Source organism: Hyphomicrobium sp. 2TAF46 (assembly GCF_052114865.1).
In the GTDB taxonomy this organism is placed as follows: domain Bacteria; phylum Pseudomonadota; class Alphaproteobacteria; order Rhizobiales; family Hyphomicrobiaceae; genus Hyphomicrobium_B.
This window is the reverse complement of sequence record NZ_JBFRFO010000001.1, coordinates 57813-83262: the sequence shown is the minus strand read 5'-3', so window position 1 is coordinate 83262 and position 25450 is coordinate 57813. Positions and strand designations below refer to the sequence as shown.

At 59.1% G+C, this 25450-nt stretch carries 26 protein-coding genes; 9 read left to right on the top strand and 17 right to left on the bottom strand.

Annotated elements, in window-relative coordinates:
- Positions 1 to 26: 26 nt before the first annotated feature.
- From rpoN to AB4Z24_RS00340, 10 genes are all read right to left on the bottom strand, one after another.
- Positions 27 to 1562 (bottom strand): RNA polymerase factor sigma-54, encoded by a 1536-nt coding sequence (rpoN, locus tag AB4Z24_RS00385; protein WP_441704991.1) that lies wholly within the window; start codon positions 1560 to 1562, stop codon positions 27 to 29.
- Between the two features lie 46 nt (positions 1563 to 1608).
- Entirely contained in the window at positions 1609 to 2469 is an 861-nt protein-coding gene (lptB, locus tag AB4Z24_RS00380) for an LPS export ABC transporter ATP-binding protein (protein ID WP_441704989.1), read from the bottom strand.
- Between the two features lie 66 nt (positions 2470 to 2535).
- Entirely contained in the window at positions 2536 to 4482 is a 1947-nt protein-coding gene (gene lptC, locus AB4Z24_RS00375) for an LPS export ABC transporter periplasmic protein LptC (RefSeq protein ID WP_441704987.1), read from the bottom strand.
- 90 nt (positions 4483 to 4572) lie between these two features.
- The gene (locus tag AB4Z24_RS00370; RefSeq protein ID WP_441704985.1) at positions 4573 to 5193 is read right to left on the bottom strand and encodes a ribonuclease D; all 621 of its coding nucleotides are present in this window, start codon (positions 5191 to 5193) and stop codon (positions 4573 to 4575) included.
- Between the two features lie 238 nt (positions 5194 to 5431).
- Positions 5432 to 6577: an HlyD family secretion protein gene (locus AB4Z24_RS00365; RefSeq protein ID WP_441704983.1), complete on the bottom strand. Its 1146-nt coding sequence runs from the start codon at positions 6575 to 6577 to the stop codon at positions 5432 to 5434.
- A gap of 180 nt (positions 6578 to 6757) precedes the next feature.
- A complete protein-coding gene (locus AB4Z24_RS00360) occupies positions 6758 to 6997 on the bottom strand; it encodes a hypothetical protein (protein WP_441704981.1) in 240 nt (79 codons plus the stop codon).
- Positions 6998 to 7088: 91 nt separating this feature from the next.
- A complete protein-coding gene (locus AB4Z24_RS00355; RefSeq protein ID WP_441704979.1) occupies positions 7089 to 8063 on the bottom strand; it encodes an aliphatic sulfonate ABC transporter substrate-binding protein in 975 nt (324 codons plus the stop codon).
- Between the two features lie 145 nt (positions 8064 to 8208).
- Positions 8209 to 9672 carry an MFS transporter gene (locus tag AB4Z24_RS00350; RefSeq protein WP_441704977.1) on the bottom strand — a complete coding sequence of 488 codons (1464 nt, stop codon included), beginning with the start codon at positions 9670 to 9672 and terminating at the stop codon, positions 8209 to 8211.
- A gap of 76 nt (positions 9673 to 9748) precedes the next feature.
- Entirely contained in the window at positions 9749 to 10744 is a 996-nt protein-coding gene (locus AB4Z24_RS00345; protein ID WP_441704975.1) for an aldo/keto reductase, read from the bottom strand.
- Between the two features lie 170 nt (positions 10745 to 10914).
- Positions 10915 to 11196, bottom strand: coding sequence for a hypothetical protein (locus AB4Z24_RS00340; RefSeq protein ID WP_441704974.1), 282 nt, complete (start codon positions 11194 to 11196; stop codon positions 10915 to 10917).
- A gap of 530 nt (positions 11197 to 11726) precedes the next feature.
- On the opposite strand from AB4Z24_RS00340, the gene AB4Z24_RS00335 reads away from it, so the two are divergent.
- The gene (locus AB4Z24_RS00335; RefSeq protein WP_441704972.1) at positions 11727 to 11927 is read left to right on the top strand and encodes a hypothetical protein; all 201 of its coding nucleotides are present in this window, start codon (positions 11727 to 11729) and stop codon (positions 11925 to 11927) included.
- Between the two features lie 245 nt (positions 11928 to 12172).
- Here the strand turns inward: AB4Z24_RS00335 and AB4Z24_RS00330 are convergent, their stop codons facing one another.
- Both AB4Z24_RS00330 and AB4Z24_RS00325 read right to left on the bottom strand, forming a co-directional pair.
- Complete coding sequence (locus AB4Z24_RS00330) at positions 12173 to 12610, bottom strand: hypothetical protein (protein ID WP_441704970.1); 438 nt, start codon at positions 12608 to 12610, stop codon at positions 12173 to 12175.
- A 131-nt stretch (positions 12611 to 12741) separates the two neighbouring features.
- On the bottom strand, positions 12742 to 13536 hold the full coding sequence (locus AB4Z24_RS00325; RefSeq protein WP_441704968.1) for a cobalamin-binding protein: 795 nt from the start codon (positions 13534 to 13536) through the stop codon (positions 12742 to 12744).
- Between the two features lie 98 nt (positions 13537 to 13634).
- Here AB4Z24_RS00325 and AB4Z24_RS00320 point away from each other — a divergent pair, with 98 nt between their 5' ends.
- Positions 13635 to 14321, top strand: a complete 687-nt coding sequence (locus AB4Z24_RS00320) for an alpha/beta hydrolase (protein ID WP_441704966.1) — start codon at positions 13635 to 13637, stop codon at positions 14319 to 14321.
- Here the strand turns inward: AB4Z24_RS00320 and yghU are convergent, their stop codons facing one another.
- Both yghU and AB4Z24_RS00310 read right to left on the bottom strand, forming a co-directional pair.
- Positions 14322 to 15191 carry a glutathione-dependent disulfide-bond oxidoreductase gene (gene yghU / locus AB4Z24_RS00315; protein ID WP_441704965.1) on the bottom strand — a complete coding sequence of 290 codons (870 nt, stop codon included), beginning with the start codon at positions 15189 to 15191 and terminating at the stop codon, positions 14322 to 14324.
- Positions 15192 to 15251: 60 nt separating this feature from the next.
- Positions 15252 to 16367, bottom strand: a complete 1116-nt coding sequence (locus AB4Z24_RS00310; protein ID WP_441704963.1) for a THUMP domain-containing class I SAM-dependent RNA methyltransferase — start codon at positions 16365 to 16367, stop codon at positions 15252 to 15254.
- Between the two features lie 610 nt (positions 16368 to 16977).
- On the opposite strand from AB4Z24_RS00310, the gene AB4Z24_RS00305 reads away from it, so the two are divergent.
- Both AB4Z24_RS00305 and AB4Z24_RS00300 read left to right on the top strand, forming a co-directional pair.
- The gene (locus AB4Z24_RS00305) at positions 16978 to 17655 is read left to right on the top strand and encodes a response regulator transcription factor (protein ID WP_441704961.1); all 678 of its coding nucleotides are present in this window, start codon (positions 16978 to 16980) and stop codon (positions 17653 to 17655) included.
- Positions 17639 to 19039 (top strand): ATP-binding protein, encoded by a 1401-nt coding sequence (locus AB4Z24_RS00300; RefSeq protein ID WP_441704959.1) that lies wholly within the window; start codon positions 17639 to 17641, stop codon positions 19037 to 19039. Before AB4Z24_RS00305 ends, AB4Z24_RS00300 begins: the two co-directional genes overlap by 17 nt.
- Positions 19040 to 19056: 17 nt before the next feature.
- On the opposite strand, the gene AB4Z24_RS00295 is transcribed toward AB4Z24_RS00300, so the two are convergent.
- The 3 genes from AB4Z24_RS00295 to AB4Z24_RS00285 all read right to left on the bottom strand — a co-directional run bounded on the left by AB4Z24_RS00295 (position 19057) and on the right by AB4Z24_RS00285 (position 21413).
- The gene (locus AB4Z24_RS00295) at positions 19057 to 19797 is read right to left on the bottom strand and encodes a phosphatase PAP2 family protein (protein ID WP_441704957.1); all 741 of its coding nucleotides are present in this window, start codon (positions 19795 to 19797) and stop codon (positions 19057 to 19059) included.
- 134 nt (positions 19798 to 19931) lie between these two features.
- A complete protein-coding gene (locus AB4Z24_RS00290; RefSeq protein ID WP_441704955.1) occupies positions 19932 to 20714 on the bottom strand; it encodes a COG4705 family protein in 783 nt (260 codons plus the stop codon).
- 90 nt (positions 20715 to 20804) lie between these two features.
- A complete protein-coding gene (locus AB4Z24_RS00285) occupies positions 20805 to 21413 on the bottom strand; it encodes a hypothetical protein (protein ID WP_441704953.1) in 609 nt (202 codons plus the stop codon).
- A gap of 236 nt (positions 21414 to 21649) precedes the next feature.
- Here AB4Z24_RS00285 and AB4Z24_RS00280 point away from each other — a divergent pair, with 236 nt between their 5' ends.
- The 5 genes from AB4Z24_RS00280 to AB4Z24_RS00260 all read left to right on the top strand — a co-directional run bounded on the left by AB4Z24_RS00280 (position 21650) and on the right by AB4Z24_RS00260 (position 25411).
- On the top strand, positions 21650 to 21940 hold the full coding sequence (locus AB4Z24_RS00280) for a hypothetical protein (RefSeq protein WP_441704951.1): 291 nt from the start codon (positions 21650 to 21652) through the stop codon (positions 21938 to 21940).
- Between the two features lie 15 nt (positions 21941 to 21955).
- On the top strand, positions 21956 to 22438 hold the full coding sequence (locus AB4Z24_RS00275; RefSeq protein ID WP_441704950.1) for a hypothetical protein: 483 nt from the start codon (positions 21956 to 21958) through the stop codon (positions 22436 to 22438).
- Between the two features lie 28 nt (positions 22439 to 22466).
- On the top strand, positions 22467 to 22793 hold the full coding sequence (locus AB4Z24_RS00270; RefSeq protein ID WP_441704948.1) for a hypothetical protein: 327 nt from the start codon (positions 22467 to 22469) through the stop codon (positions 22791 to 22793).
- Between the two features lie 368 nt (positions 22794 to 23161).
- Positions 23162 to 23377 (top strand): CsbD family protein, encoded by a 216-nt coding sequence (locus AB4Z24_RS00265; protein ID WP_441704947.1) that lies wholly within the window; start codon positions 23162 to 23164, stop codon positions 23375 to 23377.
- 51 nt (positions 23378 to 23428) lie between these two features.
- A complete protein-coding gene (locus AB4Z24_RS00260) occupies positions 23429 to 25411 on the top strand; it encodes an AI-2E family transporter (RefSeq protein WP_441704945.1) in 1983 nt (660 codons plus the stop codon).
- The last annotated feature ends 39 nt before the right edge of the window (positions 25412 to 25450 follow it).

Sequence of the window (25450 nt, the reverse complement as noted above, 5' to 3'; positions counted from 1 at the left end):
TTTCTCAGCGGGTTATGTGCCGAGAATCAGGCAAAGTCGCCGAGACGTTCAACCAGTTTCTTGTCGCGCCGGCGTTGTACCGAAGAGGGTATGCGCATCGCCTCGCGATACTTTGCGACCGTGCGGCGGGCAATCTCGATGCCTTCGCCTTTCAGGCGGTCTACGAGCTGATCATCGGACAAAACATCGCCGGCGCTTTCGGCGTCGATTAGCTGCTTGATCCGATGACGCACGGCTTCCGAGGAGTGCGCCTCGCCATCGGCTGCAGAGGCGATTGCGGAGGTGAAGAAGTACTTCAGCTCAAATATACCCCTTGGCGTCGCGATGTACTTGTTCGATGTGACGCGCGACACCGTCGACTCGTGCATCGAGATCGCGTCGGCGATCACTTTGAGATTGAGCGGACGCAGATACTGCACGCCGTACATGAAGAAGCTGTCCTGCTGGCGCACGATCTGCTCTGCGACCTTCAGGATCGTGCGCGCCCGCTGATCTAAACTCTTAACGAGCCAATTGGCCGTCTGCAGGCAATCGAAGATGTAGCCCTTGTCGCGCTCGTTGGCCGCGGACTTGGCAATGCGCGTGTAGTAGGTGCGATTGACCAGAACGCGTGGCAGAGTGTCGCTATTCAGTTCGACGTGCCACCCGCCGTCCGAGGCGGCGCGGACGATGACGTCCGGCACCACCGGCTGAAGCTGAACGGAGCCGAACTTCAGGCCGGGCTTGGGATTGAGCCGTTTTATTTCGCGGATCATATCGGCCAGCTCGTCCATATCGATGCCGATCGCCCGCTTCAGCGCCGGGATATTGCGGCTGGCGAGCAGGTCCAGATGCGCCAAAAGCTGCGCCATCAGGGGATCGTAGCGATTTTGGTCCTTGAGCTGGAGCGCGAGGCATTCGGCCAGTGACCGGGCAAAGATGCCGGGGGGATCGAAGGTCTGAAGCTTGCCGAGCACGCTTTCGACCAGTTCGAGCGGCGCGCCGAGACGCTGGGCGAGCGCTTCAAGATTCTCGGGGATATAGCCGGCCTCGTCGACGAGATCGATCAGGTGCTGGCCGATCAGCCGTTCGACGGGGTCGCTAACGGTCAGCGGCAGCTGACTGCTCAAGTGGTCCCGGAGCGAAATCTGATTGGCAACGAAGTCCTCGAGGTCGTTGTCGCCGTCGCCGCCATTGTGCATGCGCTGGGAGACGTTGGCCCAGCTCAATCCCGATGTTGCGGCCGAGGTGGCGCCCGAACCGGGCTCGCCCGTTCCCGGCTCCTGGAAGACGTTGCCAAAGTCGACGTCAAGGCCGCCCGTATGGTCGTTGACGGGCTCGCGCAGATCGAGCCAGCGGTCGTCGGTGGCGCTTTCCTCCGTGCGTTCAACGATCGGCTCGTCGGCGGTCTTAGCGTTGGCGTTGTCGTCGCGCTCGAGGAGCGGATTGCGTTCGAGCTCGGAGTCGACGAATTCGGTCAGTTCAAGATTGGAGAGCTGCAGGAGACGGATCGCCTGCTGCAGCTGTGGCGTCATTACCAGCTGCTGGCCTTGTCTCAGCTCTAATTTTGCTGAAAGCGCCATGCGCTAACCCATTGCTCCGTTTCCGTAAACTCGGAGCGACTTATACTCAACGCGCGTTAACGAACATATCGCCAAGGTAGACCCGCCGCACATCTTCATTCGATATGATTTCAGAAGGCTTGCCCTGTGTCAGAACTTGACCATCATAAATAATATAGGCGCGATCGATCAGGCTTAATGTTTCGCGAACGTTATGGTCTGTGATCAACACACCAATACCGCGTTCGGTCAAGTGGCGAACCAGTTGTTGGATGTCGCCGACGGCAATCGGGTCGATGCCGGCGAACGGTTCGTCCAGCAACATGAACGAAGGACGCGAGGCCAGCGCGCGGGCAATTTCGCAGCGCCGGCGTTCGCCGCCCGAAAGCGCCATCGCTGCCGATTTCCTGAGCCGCGTGATGGAAAATTCCTCGAGCAGGCTGTCCAGCTGCTCTTTGCGCGCCTTGCGGTCCGGCTCGATCAACTCAAGGACGGCCATAATATTCTGCTCGACCGTCAGTCCACGAAAGATCGAGGCCTCCTGAGGAAGATATCCGACGCCTAGGCGGGCGCGCTGATACATCGGCAGCTTGGTGACGTCTTCGCCGTCGATCGTGATGCGGCCCTCGTCAGCGGCGACGAGGCCGGTGATCATATAGAAAACTGTCGTCTTGCCGGCGCCGTTCGGACCGAGAAGGCCAACGGATTCGCCGCGGCCAACGGCGAGGTTCACGCCCTTGACGACCATCCGCTTGCGGTAGGACTTCTTGACGTCGAACGCCGTGAGCCAGCCGTCCGCGCCGATGGCGTGCGGGTCGTCGGGGGAGGGCGCCTGGCGTGGGCTCACACCGTTTGCGTGCGCGCTTGCACCATTGGCGCCTGCACCATTCGACTTCGATTTGAGGCGAATTGGTAAAGCCTTAAACACCCGTTACCTCGCAGCCCTTCGTGCCCTGTCGCCGCCGCCTCAATTGTCGCCATGCCGTTCGCAAGGTCAAGGCGACGTACGGACCTGCCAGCTATCTGCCTGGATCTTCGATTTCTTCAACTGGCCGGGATAAAAGACGGCGCTCGGACGTTCGGCCTTGAAAACCTCGCCATTGCCGCCGCTCTCGCGGCTCGTCATCACCGTTCCGCTCGTTGCCGTCGGCTCTGTCTTGATCGTGGCCTCGCCGGTGTTCATGTCGATCACCAGCTTTGTCCCGTTCACGATATTCTTGCCCTGGGTCAGCACGACGGCGCCGCCGAGCGTCGTCAGGTTTTTCTTGACGTCAACCTCTGCCCAATCGCCGGTTGCCGTCTGCCCATCCTTGGCGACCACGACGACTTTCTTGCGGGCGGTCAGGTGCGTCAACGACGCGGGTGTGCCGGCTGCCGCCGCAGCGCCATCGGAAGACCCGATCCCGGCATTGCCGGTGTAGAACGCCGTCAGCTCCTGCGATCGCATCGAGATGCTTCCCTGCACGGCCGAAACGTTGCCGGTGAACAGGGCCGTCTTGGCCACGTCATCGACGTCGAGTTTTTCGGCGACGACGTCATAAGGCGAATTCGGATCGGATTTGAACGCTGCTCCGAACGAGATACCGCCACCGCTATCCTGATCGTCGTCGGCTGGTTGGGCACCCGCCTTCGCCGACGGCCGCATGAAATGCGCCGTAATGCGTCCCGCACCTATTCCGGTACTCGGATCGGCCGGTGCCGTCAGCTGCATCTTGCTCGTCGTGCGGTGGTAGGTCAGGCGGCGCCCGCGGAGCACGTTCGGTCCCTGCGTTACGACGACGGTACCGGTCAAAACCATGGTCTGCGCCGTCTGATCGTAATCGACACGATCGCCTACGGCTTTCTTGTCGTCGCCTTGGGTCAGCACGACATCGCCTTCGAGAACGGCGGTGTTCGAGATCGTATCGAAGAGCGCCGTGTGACTGGTTGCGGTCTGGCCGTTCGGCTGCTTCAGCACAACGGTATCCGTTGCGAGAATTTGCTTGACCTTCGTTCCCTGGTTGCCGGCGTCCTGCGGAACGGACTTCGCGGTGTTGCCGCCTTCGGGAGCGACCGAACCTTCATAAGTGACGGTCATTTCGGGCGCGGTCATGGTCGCCCCTGCTTGGGTCGCGACGACTTTCCCCGTATAGAATGCGGTTTTCTTTACATCATCGATATCGAGCCGATTGGCTTCGACGTCGACGGGCTCGCCGGGCTTTCCGAACGGAAGCGCTTGATCAGCCGATTGATCGCCGGCGGCGGGCTGAGCTTCCTTCGCCTTCATATGCGTCCGCACGTTATCGACGAACGTATATTCTTTCGCCTTTTGACGGATGGTCAGTTGGTTGGACGTGATTTGTCCTGCGCCCATCAATATCGTCGATGGCTGATCGGACGTGATGACGTTTTCTTTCGTCCTGATCGTCGCACGCGTCAGCTTCGCGGTCAGTCCCCCGTCGCCCGTGACGTCGATCGAATCGTAAAGCTCCAGGACGTTCGTATTGTTGTCGAAGAGACCGCGAGCCGCGACGAGGTTCGTCTTCTGCTTTTTGGCGTCCGTCAGCTCGCCAGTGATGCCTTGTAGATGAATGGCCGTGAGGGACTTCAGATCCTGTTGCGCGGTCTCCGCCTTCACCCAATAGCGGCCGCCATCGGCGTTGAAGCCCTCGTAATGCGGATTATGCATCTTGAGATTGTCGGCAACGATCTGCGGAACTTCGATCGGCGGGAGCGACGGCCCAATTCCGGCGTTGCCGAGAATGTTCATGGTTGCAATCGCGACCGTCGCAACGGCGGCGAGCGGCAGCCCGATTTTAAGAATCCGGACGCGCTGGGAATGGCGATGGGCGGCCATCCGGCTTTGCGTCCGATCGCCGGCAATGACGATGCTGTTGCCCGGGGCGCGCGCAGGGCTACCCGCTACAGCCGTATTATTCGATGTGACAGCCGCAGTGGCCATGAAATTCCCCCCAAGGCCCCTAATCTCGCCGGTAATTGGGGAGACTTTGGGACCTTATGCTCCGGCTCTGGCGCTTAGCCGCGGCCAGGGTCAGTGCGCGAATATATCGTCTTCCTCGAACCCGGCGAGGTCGAGGCGGGCACGCGTGGGTAAGAAGCCGAAGGCCTTTTCGGCCAAATCCTGCCGGCCTTCTCTCGCGAGCATCATATCGAGCTTCTTCTTAACCTCGTGAAGATGCAGAACGTCATTCGCGGCATAAGCCTTTTGGCTATCGGAAAGTTCGGAGGCGCCCCAGTCGCTGCTTTGCTGCTGCTTCGAAAGCTCTATTCCAAGCAGTTCGCCGACGAGGTCTTTCAGGCCGTGGCGGTCCGTGTAGGTGCGCGAAAGCTTCGACGCAATCTTGGTGCAATAAATGGGTGTGGTTGCAACTCCGAGGTACTGCTCAAGCACGGCGATATCGAAGCGGGCGAAATGAAAAATCTTGAGGACCTTCGGATCCGTCAGGAGGGCCTTGAGACGCGGAGCGTCATAGTTCCTACCGTCGAACTTCACGAGATGGGCCGTGCCGTCGCCACCTGAGAGCTGCACCAAGCACAGGCGATCGCGATGGGGGTTCAGTCCGAGCGTCTCGGTGTCGATCGCAACGCCATTCGGAAACGTCAGGCCGGCGGGTAAATCACTTTTGTGGAGCTTGATCTTGGGCGCGGTCATTGTTTCATTTCCGTCGTCGTCGCCGCCGCGGTCGAGACAGCTCGTCGCGATGCCACGAGTCTCGCCGAAGTTATCTTGCCGGAGGCTAAATGATTGATGTTGTTACGCTCTAGGACTCAAAGCGAGTTAGGTCTGTAGCATTCGGCCGCGGCCGAGAGCAAGAACAGGCTTCTTTGGGGGAGTAATCTCGCGGAAATGCAACGTCCGGCAGCGCTTTTCGGCGTGCGGGGTTGCCGCGTTATCTGGTTGAGGCTGTTGAGCCCGCGCCGGCAGGGGCGCTTCCCGTATCAATTGTCGCTTCAACCGACATTCCGGGCCGAACGAGCGTGCCGAACGCCGAGTTTTGATCGAGAACGATCTTCACGGTAACGCGCTGGGCGACCTTCGTGAAATTCCCCGACGCCGTATTCGGATCGAAAGACTGCAACGCGAAAATGCCCGCCGTCCCCGGCGCCCAGCTTTCGACGTGGCCTGTCACCTTCAGATCCGGAAAGGCATCGACCCTGATGCGTGCGGTTTGTCCGGCCCGCACATTCGTAATCTGGGTTTCCTTGAAATTCGCGATGACCCAAACATTGGGAAGCGAAACGACGGTGATTATCGGAGAACCCACGCCGACGAATTGCCCGGGACGGACCTGACGCTGGCCGACGATACCGTCCACGGGCGATAGGATACGCGTGCTGGTCACGTTGTTCTGCGCCAACGCTGCCAAGGCCTTGGCAGCGCGCAGTTGGGCTTCGAACTGCACCTCAGCGGGGGCGAGGCTCGCGAGAGCGGTTTTTTGCTGATCGAGCTGGGCTTTGCTGAGAGCCAACTGGGCCGTGCTCCGTCGTGCGTTGCCGTCTGCTTGCTCGACGCGTTGGGTCGTGCCGATATCGCTCGATTTCAGCAAATCGTGCTGGCGCTTGGCTTCGAGCGTGTAGCGATCGAGATCGGCCTCAGCCGCGTCTACCGCTGCTTGAGCCTGACGCACGAGGCTTTGCTGGCTCTCTTTGCGATTGGCGAGATTGTCGAGATTTGCCTGTGCGGAGGCGACGTTCGCCTGGGCTTGAACGAGCGCGGCGTCGTAATCCGACGCGTCGATTTCGGCGAGGAGATCGCCCTTCCTCACAGCCTGAAAATCGTTGACCGGCACGGATCGGATGTAGCCTGAGACCTTGGTGGCGAGGGGTGTGACGTCACCCGCGATGAATGCATCGTCTGTTGTTTCGAGTGTGCTCGTCGCTGGTTCGCTGTGCGCGGCGCGAGTCCAGCGGTCATCGGTTTCGGTGAAATGCCATGTCAGAATTCCTGCCGATGCAATGGCGGCGATTGCAAGCGTCCTCAGAGCCAATCCGCGCGCGGGGGGCGGAGAATGAGGGGCGGGCGAGCCATCGGTCATAGCTTTTTCCTGGGCTTTTTCCCGGCTTCGTGGAAGAAAAACCGCACGGCCGCTAAACTCGTCGTCTTTAAACGTGGCGGTCGCACCGGCTCCGTTGCAGCCAATCACCGCGCCGTGCGGGACGATTTCATCGAACGGTATTTTGTTACTTTGGGCGCCCGTGGAAGTTCCGTTCGCAGCCTATTTTCGTGGTTCAGGCGCGACAGCCATCGAGGAAAAGCTTGGCACAGATTCGGGATCTTGCCTTGATCTCACCGGGCGAGGGGGCCGGGCCAACCCGAGCATCGCGGTGCGCTGTAAATCCATCACGATCATTCCGCGCAGTGCGCTGACCGTTGCGAAAGGAACATCAAATTTTAGCAATCCGCGGATGCGCCGGCGTTCCAGCCACAACGTCATGGCTTTCGTGGTCTGCGTCACGGCGACCTCGATCACGAGGCTTGCGGCGGCGCCTCAGCGGCACATTGATTGAAGGATGCTTGCAGCGTCGAAAGCCGGATGGATCCGGCTTTTAATTTGCCGCCGCTTTCTTGTCCGGCGTCCAGATTTCGGCTTCGCTGGCCTTGATCGCTTTCGGCAGGACGCCCTCGGCGAAGAACGCGTCGGCGATTTTCTGCTGGTCGGTGAAGTTTTCGGCCGCGACTGTTTTGACCTCATAGCTGCGATGGGCATTTGCGGCCGTTACGATTGCGGGATCGAGGCCCCAAACCGGCGCCAACAGTTTGGCGGCGGCTTCCGGATTTTTCTTCGTCCATTCGCCCGATTCCTTGAGTTTGGCGAAGACAACCTTCAGCACATCCGGACGGGCGGCGGCGAATGGGGAGGACGCGAGATAGTAGCGCCGATAATCGGCGATACCCGTGCCGTCGGCGAGAATGCGAACGCTCGATTGCTTTTGAACTGCGGAGACGAAGGGGTCCCACGTCGCCCAGGCATCGACGGCGCCCTTCTCGAAGGCGGCGCGGCCATCGGCGGGCGTCAGGTAAGCAGGTTCGATGTCTTTGAATTTCAAGCCCGCCTTCGTGAGGGCAGCAATGAGCAGGTAATGGCTTCCCGCTGCTTTGGCGACGGCGACCTTCTTGCCCTTGAGCTCGGCCACGGATTTGATTGGCGAGTCTGATTTCACCAGCAGCGCTTGTGCCAATGGCGAAGGTGCTTCGGTTGCGAGATAGGTCAGCTTGGCGCCTGCGGCTTGCGCGAAGATCGGAACGGTGTCGGCGACGTCGCCGGAGATATCGATGGCGCCGACGTTGAGCGCCTCGAGCAATGGCAAGCCGCTCGGAAATTCCGACCAGGTAATGGATACGCCGAGTTCCGACAGCGCCTTTTCGAGTTCGCCATTCGCCTTCAGCACGTTGATGAGCGTCGAAGACTTTTGAAAGCCGATGCGCACTGTGGTGGGATCGGCGGCGGCTGGGCCGGTCAATCCGGAGGACAGTGTAAGCGCAACGGCAGCAAGACCCATAGAAAAGTTGCGTCGATCCATATCGATTTATCCCGAGTTAAGCTGCCGCGACCCTGCCGCTGCCCTTTGCGCGAATATCGCGAAGCCGGCGCTCGAAACGCCAATATGAAAATTAGAATTGCAAATCGATTTTTGTTGTTTGCGATCGCTCGTTTGCTCGTCCGTCTTATTCGTCGGCGAGGGATAGAGGGCGCGCGACTTGCTCGAGCGGTTTGCCCTCGGCGGCGACCGCCTTCAGCCAGGCGATGCCGGCCGCAATCAGCATCAACGCCGTGCCGATGAGATAGCCCTTGAACACACTATAGCGCGATCCCGTATCGATGAGATGGCCAAGAAGTGCCGGGCCGATCACGCCGCCGACGCCTGTGCCAACGGCGTAGAAGAGCGAGATGGCAAGCGCGCGAACCTCAAGCGGGAAGGATTCGCTGACGGTCAGATAGGCGGCGCTCGCTGCCGCCGATCCGAAGAAAAACACGATCACCCACGCGACGGTCAGCATGGAATCGGAGACGAGGTCGGCTGCAAACAGATATCCGGTGACGGCGAGCAGCACTGCGGAAACGCTGTAGGTCGTGATCAACATCGGGCGGCGTCCCCAAATATCGAAGAGCCGTCCGAGGAGCAGCGGTCCAAGGAAGTTTCCGGCCGCGAAGGGGAGAAGATACCAGCCGATTTTATCCGTCCGGACACCGTAGAACGACGAAAGAACGAGCGCGTAGGTGAAGAAGATCGCGTTGTAGAAATAGGCTTGCGCGGTCATCAGGGAGAACCCGACGATTGCCCGGTCGCGGTTCGTTTTCAGGATGGACCTCGCGACCTCCAGGAGCGGCGTATGGCTTCGCGTTTTCAAGCGTGTCGTTGTGATTGAGCTATCATCGAGAATATGATTTTCGCTCCGGAGTCGCGCTTCTATATCGCCGACGATCTTGCCGGCCTTTTCCGGCATGCCATGCGTGATGAGCCAGCGCGGGCTCTCGGGGATCCAGAGGCGCAGCAGAAAGATGAATGCGCTCAACCCGCCTCCGATCAGGAAGGTCAGCCGCCATCCCATATCGGCGGGTAGAAGCCTGCTGTCGAGCAGGAAGACGGAGCCCAGTGCCCCGAGCGCCGCGCCGAGCCAGAAGCTGCCGTTGATTGTTAGATCGGTCCAGCCGCGATAGCGAGCGGGCACCAGTTCCTGGATCGTTGAATTGACGGCGGTATATTCACCTCCGATGCCGGCTCCGGTGAGAAATCGAAACAGCGAGAAGCTGAGCAGGTTCCACGAGAATGCTGTCGCGATCGTTGCGATCATGTAGGTCGTCAGCGTAATGAAAAACAGCTTTTTGCGGCCGAGCCTGTCCGTTAGCCAGCCGAAGAACAAGCCTCCGAGTACGGCGCCCGCGAGATAAGAGCTGTTCGTTATGCCGACATCGGTGTTGGTGAACCGCAGCGTCGGGCTTTCCTTCAAAGCTCCCGCTATGGCGCCGACGAGCGTGACCTCCAGCCCGTCGAGAATCCACGTGATGCCGAGCGCTACGATAACGAGGACGTGGAACTGTCCAAACGGCAAACGGTCGAGGCGCGAGGGTATCGTCGTTTCGACGACAGTTCCGCTTTCAATTCTCTCGCTTGCAACCGGCTTTTGCATGAACCGCAGGACTCGAACGCGCCTCGGATGGAAACGCGCGAGCCGTGCAGCGGTTCAATTCGATCCCTATCGCCATTTAGACGAAGCCTTCGGGCCCCCGATGCGGCTCATACAGTTCTTCGAGATGGGTGATTTCCTCGTTCGTCAGCTTGAGCGAAACGGACTTTATCGCGTCGTCGAGCTGATGGGGCTTGGTCGCGCCGACGATGGGAGAGGTCACTGCGGGTTTGCTCAGCATCCAGGCGAGGGCGATCTGGGCTGGAGAAACGCCTCGCGCCTTCGCGAGATCTATCACTCGATCGACCACCGGCTTGTCCAGCTTCTTCGACTTTTCGTAGAGCCGGTCGGCGAACGGATCGTTCTTGGCGCGCTCCGTTTGCGGCGCGTCCTGCCAGGGACGCGCCAGGCGCCCGCGTGCCAAGGGTGACCATGGCGTAACGCCGATACCCTCGGATTGACAGAGCGGCAGCATCTCACGCTCCTCCTCGCGGTAGAGCAGGTTGTAATAGTCTTGCATCGATATGAACTGCGCCCAGCCGTTGGCGCGTTGCAGGCCGAGGGCTTTCATGAACTGCCAGGCGTGCATCGAGGATGCGCCGAGATAGAGCGCTTTTCCTGAACGCACGACTTCGTCGAGCGCTTCGAGCGTCTCCTCGAGCGGCGTTTCGTAGTCGTAACGATGGATGATGTAGAGATCGACGTAGTCTGTACCGAGGCGCTTTAGGCTGTCGTCGATCTCGGACATGATGGCCTTGCGCGAAAGGCCCTTGCCGTTTGGTCCGAGCCGCATCGGCGAATAGACTTTCGTGGCGATGACGACTTCCTCGCGCCGGGAGAAATCGCGAAGGGCGCGGCCGAGAACGCGCTCGCTTTCGCCGTGCGAATAGACGTTCGCGGTGTCGAAGAAGTTGATGCCTTGTTCGAGGGCAGACTTGATGTACGGGCGGCTGTCCTCCTCGCTCAACGTCCAGGTCCATTTCATGACGCCGCCGTCGGACTGGCCGTAGCTCATGCAGCCCAGGCAAATGCGGGACACTTCGAGACCGGTGTGACCGAGCTTGACGTACTCCATGGATACCTCGCGGGGGTGAGAGCGCTATCGGGAAGCGGTCCTGATGTAGGCCCGGTTTTGATCCTTGCAAAGTGCGCCTAATTCACTGTCCGTCGGCGAACATCAGCACGGGCGATACGAAGGTGCAGGCTGTTGGAGTGCATTGGGAGGGAAACCCGGGTCGACTTGCGTCAATGCTTGTCGATAGCCGGATGGTGGTGGCGCCGTTTTTCGCCGCCTTCAAACCATATCGCCACTGCGGTGGCCAATAAGACTCCCGCCACTGCCCCGGCGCTGCTCGCGATGGCGCCGCCGGCTGCCCATGAGACGCCGATCAATATAAGAGACGGTAGAACTGCGTTGGCTCTGGATTTTGAAAGCGCGGAGGTTATGACCAAAGCGCCGAGGACGGCACCGATGGCGCCGAAATAATAATTGCAGATTGCGCCGATGAAGACGATGACCAGGGTCACGCCAGCCGTCCCTCAGGAACCGCGAATCGGTGGTTACGCGCTAAATTTTACACCAGCGCCAGAAGAACGCTTGGTGACAATTTAGACAAAATGCGCCGGATGTGCCGTTCTATTCGGCAATTCTTCTTATAGAATGCCGGATTCAGCGAGGAAGCGATATCGCGTCCATTTCAACTGCCGTGCTCGCGCACTCTCTACATGCTCGCGGAGTTGCCTGATGCGTTTCATCTCGTGCATATCGACGACCTTGCCCCGGCACGCTCTAGTATATGAGACAAGCTCATATTCGGCTGCGTTGAGACGAGCAGTTGCTTCGCGCTGTAAGAGTGAAAGGAGCTTTGTGTTCATGAGAGCGGCCCTCTCACTCAACGTAGGCGATTTGAAGCGCCGCAAGAAGAGACCTCGTATGGATCTCCACAACCACAGTAATCGGATCGATGCGCCGGCCGCTTCTCGATTGCTCGCTCGCGAGCATCTTGAATGATGATGGTGCAATCGCCACTTCAAAGGAGAGCGAATAGGAGGCGACAATGTCTGGCGACGCGGCTCCCGTCATCATCTTCATCGCAAGTTTCTACGCGTTCGGGTTCGTTCTCGTTTATGCCCTGGCGCGCGCATGGGAGCAGGCGCTGTCGACGCGTCGTCGAAGAGAATTCGTGCACGTGCGGTCATCGGCGCAAGTGCGCAGCAGGCGGATGGGCGCGCAGCCCAACCGCTCGAACCGGACATAATACAAGAGTCAAAATGTCAACAATTGGCGGGGTTTGGCGGTAATTTCTCGGAGCAGCTATCGCGAATCTTTGAGGTTCGGAAAATCTTCGCGCGAGGATCGCCGCTGTTAACTTCTCGCTGTCGGATTTCTGATATCGTGCGTATACCTCATATCCTCCCCCCGGATTGAGGTCTTTGAGCGTGGGCACTCGGCCACCCCTCTTCCCCCCGCCGGGTGCCCACCATTCCATTCAAGCCATCGAAACTACATCTCTGCTCGCAATGCGCGCATGATGATGTGGCCAGAAGAGTCTTCCGATACGGCCCGCCTCGGCTGATCTTCCGGAATGGCGCGTCGCGGAATTCGCCGCACCCAGCCGGCGACGCGCGGCCGCGCAATTGCACCCATCGTTTTGGATTGCTTGTCGTTGTGCTCAGCTTCGTCGAGCGCTTTTGCCAACTCGCCGGCGGAGATTGATGGCGCTTTCGGAACGATGACGTCACCGGCTTTCCCAGGCCCCGCGATATTTTTCTGCGACGCGAGCACAACATTCACGCGGGTTGGCCGGATCTTGGAAGACGGAGCCAGGGCCAATCTTGCGAGAGCTTCACGGGCAAGTGCTTCGCCGACCGTCACGACGGTCCATGAGCTGGCCACGATCAAAGCAATATAAAATAACGACGCATAAATTCGATCTGACATGGCTCAGCCAATTATTTGCGGCTTTGCGCCCCGTGGAGCAACGTACCAGAATACGTCCGGGGGCCATGGCTGTTCCCTGGTTGTGATGAAAATCCTCTTAGCGAACAATGCGGAGTTGTTCGTGATTGCGGTCACGGACCGCTGATGGAACCGATCGCCGTCCGGATGGCATCGAGGCCATCGGTCAAAGCGGCCGGTCCGGGTTGCAGAATGAGCGGTGACTTGATCTCATGGATCCTGTTTTTGCGCACGGCTGGAATGTCCTGCCATCCGTCGCGCGCGCGTATTTTTTCCGGTCGCACCCTTTTTCCGCACCAGGACGCGAGAATGATGTCCGGTGCTCGCTGAGCCACTTCGGCGGGGGGTACGATGCGATCTTTGGCGGCGGGCTCACTTCGTTTCTCAGGAAAGATATCCTCGCCACCCGCGATCTCAATGAGTTCGGAGACCCAGCATAAGCCTGTTATCAGCGGGTCATCCCATTCCTCGAAGTAGACGCGCGGGCGGTGCACAGCCAAGCGCGTTTCACCGCGGATATTTTCGATGCGCTCTTCGAACGACTTCACAAGAACATCGGCTTTCTCGTTGCAGCCGATCAGCGCGCCGAGCGTGCGGATCATTGCGAAGATACCGGCGAGATCACGCTGATTGAAAATATGGACGGCCAAGCCCGCGCGTGCGAGGTCGGCCGCGATGGAGGCTTGGATGTCCGAAAACGCCAGGACGAGATCGGGCTTCAGCGCCTCGATTTTGGGAATGTCCGCCGATGTGAAGGCTGATACGCGTGGCTTCTCGCGGCGGACTTGCGGCGGGCGGACAGCATATCCCGAAACACCGACGATCCTATTTTGCTCGCCCAGAAGGTATAGCGTCTCGACCGTCTCTTCGGTTAGGCAGACGAGCCGGCGAGCGGGGAAGCAACGCATGTGGTTTAATCCGTGTGATCAATCGCTTGAAGTTCGGGATAATGAGCCAACATAGCGTGTCTACCTCTTGCAGCGCGGCCGGCCGGATTTTTTTCTTTGTGCTCCTCATATTTTGCACGGCCGTCGCGCCGTTGGCGCAGACAGCGGAACTCGAGCTGACCTATCTCGTCCATGGGCCGGGTAGAACACCCGGGCACTCGCCTCTGATCGTCCTGCTTCATGGCAGCGGCGCGGATGAGAACGATATGATCAGTCTCTGGCCGCAACTTCCTCAAAACTTCATCGTCGTATCGCCGCGCGCACCATTCGGTGACGGGACCAGCGGCTATCGATGGTATCGCAAGGGTGGGTCGACCGGGGCGGATATCAGGCTCAGCATCGCCGCTATCGGCAGGCTCGTTGAAGCGGCGATCAAGCGGTTTGACGCCGATCCGCAAAGAGTTTTTCTGGTGGGCTTCAGCCAGGGGGCGGTGCTCGTCTACCATGCCGTTCTGCAAAATCCCGGGAGGTTTCGCGGTGCTGCGGTGCTCAGCGGCTCGCTCTACGGCTTCGATGCGCACGAGCTTTCCCCGCGAAAGGACTGGCAGGGCGCATCGCTCTTCATCGGCCATGGAACGGCCGACGCGCGTATTTCATTTGCCACCGGAAAGGCGGCGCATGCGCAACTCGACCGTCTCGGCGTACCGAACGAATTTCATGCCTATCCCGGCATGCAGCATGAAACGCAAGATCGCGAAATTGCGGATCTCGCCGTGTGGCTGACATCGCGCAACGGCGCGCCGTAGCTAACCGCCGGCGCGAACTTTATCCTGCGTCTTGGTCTCAAAATCAGAGGCGTCGTGGCGCTCGTGCAATTGCCGCGAGGGCTCTCCCGAGGTGCGGTTGACCATGAGCCCGCGCTTGACGGCCGGCCGGTCGGCAAGCACGCCCGCCCAGCGGCGGATGTTCTTATAGTCTTCCACAGAGAGGAACTCACCGGCCCCATAGAGCGATCCTTGCACCAACTGGCCGTACCACGGCCAGATCGCCATATCGGCGATCGTGTAGGTATCGCCCGCGATGTATTCGCTTTCCGCCAGCCGGCGGTCGAGCACGTCGAGCTGGCGCTTTGTCTCCATAGCAAAACGATCGATGGCGTATTCGATCTTCGCCGGCGCGTAGGCGAAGAAATGTCCGAACCCGCCGCCGAGAAAGGGCGCGCTCCCGACCTGCCAGAACAGCCAGGACAAACATTCGGCACGTGAGGCGCCCTTGGCCGGAAGGAAGGCGCCGCCGAACTTCTCAGCGAGATATACGAGGATCGCGCCGGATTCGAAGACGCGGATCGGCGTAGGTCCGCTCCGGTCCATTAGGGCGGGGATTTTGGAATTGGGATTTACGTCCACGAAGCCACTGCCGAACTGATCGCCTTCGGAGATCCTGATCAACCAGGCGTCGTATTCGGCTCCGTGGTGCCCGAGCGCCAACAGCTCTTCGAGCATGATCGTGACTTTCACGCCGTTGGGGGTGCCTAGCGAATAGAGCTGGAGCGGGTGGCGGCCGACCGGTAATTCTTTCTCGTGCGTCGGCCCCGCAATTGGGCGATTGATGCTGGCGAACTGGCCACCGCTCGGTTTGTTCCAGGACCAGACCTTCGGGGGCGTGTATTCCGTCATCGCTCAAGCTCCTTCAATGCGGTGTCATGCTCGGAACGCGATTACAATGCGCGATCGACATCACTTCAATGGTTCAGTCCGAAATAGCGTCACTCGTAGTCCCCCGTGCGAGACGGGCCCGCCGGGCGGCAAGAACTGCAGTCCGGTCGCTTTGGCAAGCGATGCCTCGCTCGTGATGAGGCCCACTCTCCAGCCGCCGAAACGACTGCGCAGCGTCTGTCCCAGCGAACGATATAAGGGTTGGAGGTTATCCCTGTCGCCGATCCGGTCGCCATAGGGAGGGTTGACGATGACCAGGCCAGGCGGCCCGCTGGGCGCCATCAATTCGGTAACTGCGAGTTCAACGAACTCCGTCATCTCAGAGACACCGGCGCGCTCCGCATTGGCGCGGCTCATTCGGATAGCTCCAGCGTCGAGGTCGCTGCCGAAAAATCGGAGCCCCGTTTTCGGTCGATCGGTTGTGGCCTTGAGCTTCTTCCAAGCTGCTTCGTCGAAGGTCGCCAATTGCTCGAAGGCGAAGTGCCGTGAACGGCCAGGCTTCAGGCCGGCCGCGATTTCTGCGGCTTCAATGATAAAGGTTCCGGAGCCGCACATCGGATCGACGACGGGCTCGGTTCCCACGTATCCGCATTGCCTTAGGAAAAGCGATGCCAGCGTTTCCCGCATCGGCGCCTTGTTGACGGCTTCCTTATGGCCGCGCTTATGGAGGGACTCGCCCGACGTATCGACGGCGATGGTGCAGAGGTCGTCGTCGATGCGCGCTTTGATGATGACTTCAGCGTCGGCCGAAGGCGGTGCGCCCAATTCCTCGCGGATCGCTTTTTCGATGCGTTGAGCCGCAGCGCCCGAATGATAAATGCGCGATCCCTTACAAGTCGCTTGAACGCGGAAGGCCACATCGGGGCGCAGGACTTCGCTCCAGGCGATACGGCGCGCGCGTTTGTCGAGCTGAGCGAGATGCATGGCCCGGAATTCGCCGATGCGGGCGAGAACGCGACCGGCGCCACGGAGCTCGAGGTTCGCGCGCCAAACTTCGGTCCAGCCACCCTTTACCGTTACACCGCCCGTGATGACTTTCGGTTGCTTGAAGCCGTGAGCCTCGGCCTCTTTGCAAAGCACGGGTTCGAAGCCGGGGGAGGTTGCAAGGAAGATTTCGAATTCGCCATCTGTGGTCATCCCGTCTGCATATCGGGCCGTCTGCCTATCGGGAAGAGGCGCGGGCAGCGACGGTTTTGTCGCTGCGGTTATCGCGAGGCCGAGTGGGCCCGTGTTAACTCGTGACCGGCGCGCCGAGGGTCAATTCCATCGCAAGAACGATTTGATATGCATCCATGCGTTGAAGACGCCGTTGGTGGACGTCGCGGCCTCCTTGAAGGGGGAGGATGGGTGGGCTCCGGGGGCCGTGCAGTGGGCTGTGACGGCTCGCCCGGTGCTTGCCCCAGAAACGCCGCCTTGGCGTCGTCGAGACCGACATGGTTCGCCGGGGCGGTTACCGTGAGCACGACAGCTGAGCTTGCAAGGACGCTCAGAGCGGCAGCCTTAGGTCGTATGACTGCCAATACCCGCGCTCTCATCCCGAGCCCGGGATTAGGCGTGTTGGCGTTTTGATTTGGGCAGCCGTCTTCCAATCTTGTAGTGTTTCCCGGTCAGCCGGGTCCGGAGCGGCCGGCCCAACATACATATCGGTAACAGTTCGGCCGCAATTCCGTCACGCCTCGCAACGAGTTCGACGCGAAACGATCGGAAGCGGCCTAATCGTCAGGCCGCTCGCAAATACGAAGATGTAATGCGGATTTTGCTCATTGAAGACGACACCGAGACAGCGAGGCTGGTCACTGACAGCTTGACGCTGGAGGGGCATCAAGTCGACGTCGCTTTCGATGGCGTGGATGGTTTGAAAAAAGCGGTGGTTGGGACCTTTGACGTGCTGGTCATCGATCGCATGCTTCCCCACCTTGACGGTCTGAGTGTCGTGCAGAGCCTGCGGCAGGCAGAAGTCACTTCCGGCATTCTTTTCCTCACGGCCGTCGGCGGGATTGAAGACCGTATCGAGGGCCTTGCAAGCGGCGCCGATGACTACCTCGTCAAACCGTTTGCGCTCGGCGAACTTCTCGCACGGGTGACGGCGCTTGGGCGGCGGCCGCCAAGCCCGAAGCAGGATTTCCTCTTCAGGATCGATGATCTCGAGGTCAATCTCGTCAAACACGAAGTGCGGCGTGGAGGAGATGTCATTCATTTGCAGCCGCGTGAATTCCGAATGCTCGAGATCCTCATCAAAAACCGCGGACGCGTCGTGACGCGGTCGATGATTCTCGAGCAGATGTGGGGATTGGAGACGGATACCAAAACTTCGATTGTTCAAACGAACGTCAGCCGCTTACGGTTGAAAATCGACCGGCCGGGGGACACGCCTCTCATCCGCACCGTGAGAGGCTTGGGTTACATCATTGACCAGCCCGCATAAATTAACGCAGAGAACGGCTTTTCGTCTGGCGGGCTTCGTCGCTATCGTCATTACGCTGACGAATGTCCTCGTTTTCTCGATTTTATTCTTCGTCATCAGTCAACAGCTCGGCCAGCATTTGAAGGCGCACGTCGATGAGATCAGTGCGACGCTCGCCGATGTGGAAGGGGATGAGAGCGACGGTTTTCACGAACTCGCGGCGGCCGTCGCGCGGCATGCACTTGTCGCTCAGTCTGATGAAGACATCTATCTTTTGACGGATACGGACGGAAAGTACGTCGCCGGCAACGTCAGTTCATTGGATCGGTTTAAGGGTTGGCGAATAATCCCCTGGAATGACTTAAAGCTCATCGGGCACTGGTCGTCGACGCGAGCGAGCGATGCCGTCATCGGAACCTGGACGCGGGTAAACGGCGGCTACCTGTTCGTCGGGGACGGCAACGGCGACATCAAGGATGCACAAAGGCTGCTTCTCACCGGACTGCTGTGGGGCATCGCCTTATCGGTCATTTGCGCGCTTGCCGGCGGGTATGTGCTCGGTCTCAAGGCGCAGCGGCGCGTCGAGGAGATGGAACACGTGCTCGACGCGGTCGCCTCCGGCGATTTCAATCGGCGTATCCCGAGAAATGCCGCCGCGGACGACATCGATCATGTCGCGGCGCTGATCAACGTTACGCTCGATCGATTGCAGAGGCTGATCGGCAACCTGAAGCAGGTCTCGGTCGATATCGCGCACGATCTCCGGACGCCGATAAGCCGCATGCGGCAGAAGCTCGAAACCGTGAGGTTGGGCCCATCAAACATCGCCACATACACAGCAGCGGTTGATCAATCGATCTGTGAAATTGATAACATCGCCGATACCTTCGATGCGCTGTTGCGCATTTCCGAGATCGAGGCGGGAGCGCAAAAGGCAAAATTCGTCGATGTCGAGTTGAATGGCCTGTTGGCGAACATCATCGATGCGCTTGAGGCGGTGGCGGAGGAGCATCAGCATCGCTTGCGCGCGCCAGGCGGGGCCGGTCATCCCGTGACCGTTCGCGGGGACCGCCGGCTCCTCAATCAGCTCTTCGTCAATCTCATCGAGAATTCGATTGTTCATTGCCCGCGTGGTTCCGAAATCGAGGTGGAACTGATCAACGACGCGCAACATCCCATGGTTCGGGTTCGTGATACGGGACTAGGCATTCCGGCAGAGGAGCGAGACAAGGTATTCAGGCGGCTCTATCGTCTGGAGAAGAGCCGGACGACGCGTGGCAGCGGACTTGGCCTTAGTCTCGTTGCGGCGATCGCCGAACTCCACAGTGCAAAGGTCACGATGGCGGACAACAAGCCCGGGCTGGTCGTTGAGGTTACATTCGATCAGGCGCGGCGCGCAGGCTAAGCGGCGAGGGTTGCCGCTTAGACCGGTTCGCTATTTCCTGAGATTGCCGAGAACAGCATTTGGATGACGGCGACTGTAAGCGCCATAAAGACCCCGGCGAAAATAATGTCGGAGAGAAAATGCCCTCCTTCCGCCATGCGCACGAAGCCGCATAAGCTTCCGAGGATGAGCCCCGTTACCATCCAAGCGCTCGCGGCTGCCGGAAACAGGAGTGCAGCGGCGAAGCACACGACGAAAATCGAAGACGCTTCACCGGAAAAGAACGAACAATTTCGTGGGCATTCCTGAGATTTCACCAGCGGTGGCGTGTACGTTTTTGAACCTCCGAATTCGACCACTGTCGAAGGCCGTGCCCTGCCCCAATGGTCCTTGAAGCCGAGGTTGGCGACCGCCAAGGGGCCGACAATGACGCAGACGGCGAGAAACAGCCATTTGTTCGAGGACAGCGTGAGCCATGGGCGTCCTGTCGAGAGGGTCATGACGCAGCCCGCCAGCCCAACAGCGCAAGTGCCGTAAAAAAGGATATTGAAAAGCAGTCTCGCGGTCCCGAAAAACACTGAATCACGGGCGCTGAAGTGGTGGTCGGAGTCGAGGAGCGGCTGCGATACGGCGAGATCGAGATTTGGAAAAATGGAGAAGACAATTGCGCTGACAATGCCGACGAGCAAAGCGCCAAAGATAAGTACTTTCGCTGTTCGGCGTTGCGGATCGCCAGCGGCAATCGCCGCGGAAGGCGCGGTCATTTCACGTAAAACCAAGAGTTCCCCCAATCGAAGTTTTTGCGTGGAAACTTCGTGAGCATTAAGCCGGGATCTGGGCGGAAATCCATCAATTTCGCATGGTTTGCTAAGTCGGCTCAGTCAGCGTGTGAGCACTGCAAGCGACTTCGCCCTTATTCGGAACGCGGCGAGGACTTATGGCCGGACCAACGTAGCGAGACATAAAGGACGGTCAACAGCAATGCCAAGGTCACCAGCGAAGCATACTCACGAGGCAGGCTCAAGCCTCCTGCATTGATTGGCTTCGTCAGAAAATCGCCAAAGGTTGCGCCGAACGGGCGTGTGAAGACGAAGGCGATCCAAAATAAGAGTACGTCGTTCATTCGCGTGAAGAAATGCAAAGCGGCTACGGCAACAATGATTCCGGCGGTTACCAACGCGCCTTGAATAAAGCTAAGTCCGACATTGTCTACGAGGTAATCGCCGAAAGCTGTTCCAAGGCTATTTGAGAACAGAACCGCGATCCAGAACATGATCTCGGCGCTCGGCGCAGCAATGGGATATACTCGCAAGTTGCCGACGCGTGCGTACCAAACCGCGAGGCTGAGGGCCAATCCGGTCACGAGTATAATTGAACCGGCGAAATACCCCAGGCCTAACGAGCGATCCATGAAGTCCGATATTTCGGTGCCGGCTGTCGTCGTCGCGATGATCGCTGTCCAGAACAGGGCCGGCTGGTAAACCTTGCTTCCGATCTGGGCCCACAGAATGATACTCAGTACGCCGAAGGTGATTGCGAGGCCGACATAATATCCGAGGCCGAGAGACATCGAGATGAAGTCGCCGGCGGTTTCGCCTAGCGTCGTTGCCAGCACCTTCATAATCCAGAAGAAGATCGTGACCTCTGCGACCTTCGAATAGGTGGCATTTTCTTCGGCTTCATAGTTCCGGTTCATTCGTCGTCCATCCACTGCAAGATGTTTGGCGCCCGTTGTTGGCGTAGATCAGGAGATTGGTTCGGATCGGTGCGATCCAAGGCTGTCAGATCATCCCAGAACTTCGCACGTTTGAAGTGACTGGGATGCCTTGCTGCGAAAATGCTTTTCGATGGCTTCGAGTGCGGCTCTCCGGTCTCGATAGATCCTTCGATTCTCGAGATAGCCATTGGCGATCAATGTCAGCGTCGCGGTTCCAACGAGCTTGGACGAGCGAAGGTTCGTGAGAATGACTTCGAACGCTTCGGTATCGAGGGAAGGACCTGCGAGCTGACTCGTAATATTTTTCACAAGTGCGAGGTCCGCCGTCTTAAAGCGCTTGGCGTTGTGGTTCGCCATTTGCGGTAAAACCGAGATCTCGGCGATGAAGGCCTCGACGGACGCTCCAGGACGGCCACAGAACAGCTCGAGGACGGCACGGAGTGTGTTGGCTTGCTTAGGGGCGCCGGCATTTCTGAAACCGCGTTCGATGGCTTCCAAGCTTTCCTTCAGCCGCAAAGGATAGACCGTAGACGGCTTCAAGCGTTTCACCCGGGCAAGGATCGTTTCGCTCGAGCCCTGCTCAAGCCAGCCGGCAAAGTGATACAAGTCCTGCGACTTTTGGAATTCCGCCAACTCAGCGATCGCGCGAAGAGTGCGCGCCAATTCCTTAGTGTGCATTGCCTGATCGACCTGTCCGTTCACCTCGAAGGTTCAGCAAAGTCAAGGCCGTTGGCGGTTGCTTTGGGGCGAAATGCTCACAGTTCTGTATGGCTTTCTGCAGGGTCTGACCGAGCTGTCTCACCCTATGATGGGCGTGGATTTGTATCGTACCCGCAGTTCAAAGGGCTGTTCCGGAACTATCGTTCGAGGCGCGGCGTTCAAGGCCAAGCTGAAGAGGATTCCGGGAGGTTTCCATGGGAAGAATTGACACGGCGGACGAGGTTCGTTCCGCATCGCACGATTTAACGGACAGAGCCGTTGATGCCGGACTGAGAGCCGTCGATTCACTGGATCGCGCGGTTGCGAGCGCCCAGGACACCGGCCAGCGGCTGGCTGCGCAAACCTCCGAGCTCGGCGACAATTTGCAGAAAGTTGCGAAGAATTTTTCAAACGCCGTCGACAAGTCCGTCACCGAGCAGCCGCTGACGACATTGGGAGTGGCTGTCGCGGCAGGCTTCATTCTCGGCGCGATCTGGAAAGCCTAGGTTCGGAGTTACCCGGTGTTCGCAAGCCTATTCAAAAGAGCCGAAGCAAGTGTCGACAGCGCACTTGGCGAACTCGGAAACCGACTGCTGATCGGAATTCCGTTTGTCGTGGCGATTGGCTTCGCCGCGGCGAGTTTTTCGTCGTTCGCCAACCGCACCTATGGTCCTGAAGTCGGCAATCTCATCGTCGCCGGCGGATTCGTCATGTTGGGGTTTATCGTTGCGCTGATCGTAAAGCTCAGAAAGCGGCCCGGCCCATCGCCCGAATTGCACGAAGAAGCCGTCGCGGAGGAACCTCCGAGCGCAGGTCCGTCTTTTCTGGAAGACGAGAAGGTCATGAGCATCGTGTCGGCTGCAGCACCAATCGTTCTTCCGGCGATGCTCAGGACAGCCACGAAGAATTGGCCGCTCATTCTGGCGGCAGCGGCTGGCCTTTATGTGTTCAGCCGTTCCGAGAATGCGGGAGGCACGACGCAACCGGCCCCTCCGCAAGTTTGATAAGGAGAGATCTATGGGATCCGCAGGCATGAATCGGTTGGATGATGAAGTGATGGACGCTTCCGACCGGGAGGAGAATGGATCGATACTCAGTGATCCGACGGTCGCGCTGCTGGCGGCGGGCGCTATCGGCTTCGCGGTCGGTGCGGTGATCTGGCGGTATCGGAAATCTAACGCTTCTTCGTATGGCTCGCTGGAGCGTGCGCTGGATATGGCGCGATCGGGCGCAAGCGACACGGTTCAGAAACTTCGGAGGACCTTGCGTGACGAAGGCTATTCTCCAGCCCAAATCGAAGGTGCAGCAAAGAAGCATCTGGGTCGATTTATTGAGGCCGTGCAGAGACGCGCCTACTAGACGCAGCGCCGTCCTTCCTTCAATCGATATGCTGGACAGCATCGCCGCGATTACGCGCCGGTGCTGTTTCGGTTATATATTTCCCCATGCGCCGCGGCGGCCCGTATGGCCGTAGGATAGGAGTGTAGGCTCGACATGCAACTTATTCACAAGATCATTGTCCATATGGTCCTGATTGCGGGTCTCGCGCTGATTGTTGGGCACTACGGTCATTTGGGTGAAACTACACCGGCGGGGCCGCAGTCCACCGAGTGACCGGCGGCGGTGATGATGCGGTGTTCGGAGCGGTTCGACATCCGTTTCTGCGCATCGGAACCTAGCGATTGCGGCGCGCGTTTACAGCCGCATTCACAAAAGGAATCATCACCATGGGCAGCACAGCTGACAAGGTTTCCGGCTACGCGAACGAAGCAGCGGGAAATATCAAAAAGAACGTCGGAAAAATTATCGGGTCCGGCAAAATGGAGATTGAGGGCGGCGCTCAGGAATTGAAGGGCAAAGCTCAGGTCGAGGTCGGCAAAGCGAAAGCTGCCGTGAAAGACGGCGCTAACAAGGTCGCCGACGAGATCAATCGCAAGCTCTAGCCAAAGCACAAGGGATGGTCATCGGCCGTCCTTTTTTTGCCGGAGCTTGCCATGCGAGCGGTCGATATCGCCAGCGACTCAACCTCGATGCGCCGGCTGAGAAAGCGCAAGGCGACCTTCGCCAAAGGTGAAGCGCCGCGCCGTCTGACGGCTGTCGATGCCGCTTGCTACGTGCTCATCTTCACCGGCGTTATCCTTCTTCTCTACTACGGAAGCAGCGTGCTCATGCCATTGGCTTTGGCGGGCCTGCTCAGCTTCGTGTTGACGCCGGCGATCCGCCTGCTGAAGAAGGCCGGCATTCCCAAAATTGCTTCGGTGATCGCCGTCGTTGTGATTTCGATCGGTGCAATCGGCGAGGTCGGTTTCGTGGTCGGTGGGCAGATCTCGGATCTCGTCTCCGAGATCCCGAACTATGAATACAACCTGCTCAAGAAGGTTTCGTCGGTTCGTTCGGCTTCGGTCGAGTCCAGCGCACTTGAGCGAGCGAGAATTACGCTTGAGGATTTGCAGGCGGAGCTTGCGCGGTCGGAAGTCCGCAAGGGTTCGGCTGCAGCGGTTCCTCAAGGTGGGAGCGACGCGGTCAAGCCCATACCCGTCGAGATCCATCAGCCGCCCGAGCCGGTTCTGGACCGGACGGTCTCGCTCATCCGGCCGCTGATTTCTCCGCTTGCGACGACGGGACTGATCATCCTGTTTCTCTTTTTCATTCTTGCACAGCGGGAAGATCTAAGAGACCGCTTCTTGAGGCTGGCTGGTACGGGTGACCTTCAGCGTACAACCGTTGCGCTCGATGATGCGGGGGACAGGCTCAGCCGATTCTTCATCATCCAGGGCCTGCTGAACACGTGCTTCGGCATTTTCATCGGCGTTGCGCTTTGGGCGATGGGCCTGCCCAATCCCGTCCTCTGGGGCGTTCTTGCAGGCTTGATGCGGTTCGTTCCGTTCATCGGGTCGGTGATCGCATCTATTTTTCCGATCATTCTGGCAGCGGCGATCGATCCCGGCTGGTCGCTCGTGATCAAGACGGCCATTCTCTTTCTCGTCTCGGAGGTCGTCGCCGGTGAAGTCATCGAGCCCATGCTCTATGGGCGCAACACGGGATTGTCGCCCGTCGCGGTCGTCGTTGCGACGCTGTTCTGGACGCTGATCTGGGGCCCTATTGGATTGATCCTGGCCACGCCGTTGACCGTCTGTCTCATGGTGCTCGGCCGACATGTCGAGGCATTGAGCTTTCTGGAGATCCTATTCGGGGATGAGCCCGCCCTCGAGCCGCACGAGAGGTTTTATCAGCGGGTTTTGGCCGGCGATGGCGTTGAGGCCATTGAAGTTGCCGAGCAGAGCATGAAGGAAATGCCGCTCGTCCAATACTACGACGACGTCGCCATGAAGGCCCTTTCCATGGCCTATGAAGATGCTGCGAGTGGACGGCTCAGCAGGGACGAGATCACGGAAGTGAAAGACGCGATCGAAGATGTCGTCGACGGTTTGTCGGAACACGTCGGCAGCGGGGATGCGCCGCGCCCGCGCGAAGAGAAGGATGATCAGAACGAGAAGGATGCCGTTGTGCTTTGCCTGCCGGTTCGCAGCGAGCTCGATGAGGGACCGCTGCTGATGCTGGAACAGGTTCTTGACGATGCAGGTCTGCCCACATCGACGCTGCCTTACAATGCCTTTCTTCGCCTGCGTGCACTCGAGGCAAGGCACGGGCAGCCGAAGATCGTCGTATTCGGATATTTGGGATCGAATAAGCTTCCAGCCTTCTTGGGCATCCTCCTGCGCCGCGCGCGAAGTGCTATGCCGAATGCGACCATGGTCGCGGGTTTTTGGTCTTTGACGGCCAAGAGCAATCTTGCGGAAGAATGGCGAGAAGCTGCAGGCGCGGACCGGGTTGTGACCAGGATCTCCGACGCGGTAGCACTTTGCAAAGAACTTCGCGACGGTGCGCATGGCGGCGGCGTTGCCGAGCCGAATTCCATTCGCACGGATGTCGTCTACGAGAATGCGATGCGGTTCGGCGAAGAGTTAGGTTCCTGATGCTGAAAACGCATCACTCTTGAGTCAGCGATTGGGGCA

Excerpts from the sequence above, each read along its gene's own strand:
- yghU (WP_441704965.1), bottom strand. The coding sequence starts at position 15,191 with ATGACGGAATACACGCCCCCGAAGGTCTGGTCCTGGAACAAACCGAGC.
- lptC (WP_441704987.1), bottom strand. The coding sequence starts at position 4,482 with ATGGCCACTGCGGCTGTCACATCGAATAATACGGCTGTAGCGGGTAGC.
- AB4Z24_RS00290 (WP_441704955.1), bottom strand. The coding sequence starts at position 20,714 with ATGAACCGGAACTATGAAGCCGAAGAAAATGCCACCTATTCGAAGGTC.
- AB4Z24_RS00260 (WP_441704945.1), top strand. The coding sequence starts at position 23,429 with ATGCGAGCGGTCGATATCGCCAGCGACTCAACCTCGATGCGCCGGCTG.
- AB4Z24_RS00370 (WP_441704985.1), bottom strand. The coding sequence starts at position 5,193 with ATGACCGCGCCCAAGATCAAGCTCCACAAAAGTGATTTACCCGCCGGC.
- AB4Z24_RS00350 (WP_441704977.1), bottom strand. The coding sequence starts at position 9,672 with ATGCAAAAGCCGGTTGCAAGCGAGAGAATTGAAAGCGGAACTGTCGTC.
- AB4Z24_RS00280 (WP_441704951.1), top strand. The coding sequence starts at position 21,650 with ATGGGAAGAATTGACACGGCGGACGAGGTTCGTTCCGCATCGCACGAT.
- AB4Z24_RS00330 (WP_441704970.1), bottom strand. The coding sequence starts at position 12,610 with ATGTCAGATCGAATTTATGCGTCGTTATTTTATATTGCTTTGATCGTG.
- AB4Z24_RS00335 (WP_441704972.1), top strand. The coding sequence starts at position 11,727 with ATGTCTGGCGACGCGGCTCCCGTCATCATCTTCATCGCAAGTTTCTAC.
- AB4Z24_RS00265 (WP_441704947.1), top strand. The coding sequence starts at position 23,162 with ATGGGCAGCACAGCTGACAAGGTTTCCGGCTACGCGAACGAAGCAGCG.
- AB4Z24_RS00310 (WP_441704963.1), bottom strand. The coding sequence starts at position 16,367 with ATGACCACAGATGGCGAATTCGAAATCTTCCTTGCAACCTCCCCCGGC.
- AB4Z24_RS00355 (WP_441704979.1), bottom strand. The coding sequence starts at position 8,063 with ATGGATCGACGCAACTTTTCTATGGGTCTTGCTGCCGTTGCGCTTACA.
- AB4Z24_RS00305 (WP_441704961.1), top strand. The coding sequence starts at position 16,978 with ATGCGGATTTTGCTCATTGAAGACGACACCGAGACAGCGAGGCTGGTC.
- AB4Z24_RS00285 (WP_441704953.1), bottom strand. The coding sequence starts at position 21,413 with ATGCACACTAAGGAATTGGCGCGCACTCTTCGCGCGATCGCTGAGTTG.
- AB4Z24_RS00325 (WP_441704968.1), bottom strand. The coding sequence starts at position 13,536 with ATGCGTTGCTTCCCCGCTCGCCGGCTCGTCTGCCTAACCGAAGAGACG.
- AB4Z24_RS00270 (WP_441704948.1), top strand. The coding sequence starts at position 22,467 with ATGAATCGGTTGGATGATGAAGTGATGGACGCTTCCGACCGGGAGGAG.
- rpoN (WP_441704991.1), bottom strand. The coding sequence starts at position 1,562 with ATGGCGCTTTCAGCAAAATTAGAGCTGAGACAAGGCCAGCAGCTGGTA.
- AB4Z24_RS00365 (WP_441704983.1), bottom strand. The coding sequence starts at position 6,577 with ATGACCGATGGCTCGCCCGCCCCTCATTCTCCGCCCCCCGCGCGCGGA.
- AB4Z24_RS00345 (WP_441704975.1), bottom strand. The coding sequence starts at position 10,744 with ATGGAGTACGTCAAGCTCGGTCACACCGGTCTCGAAGTGTCCCGCATT.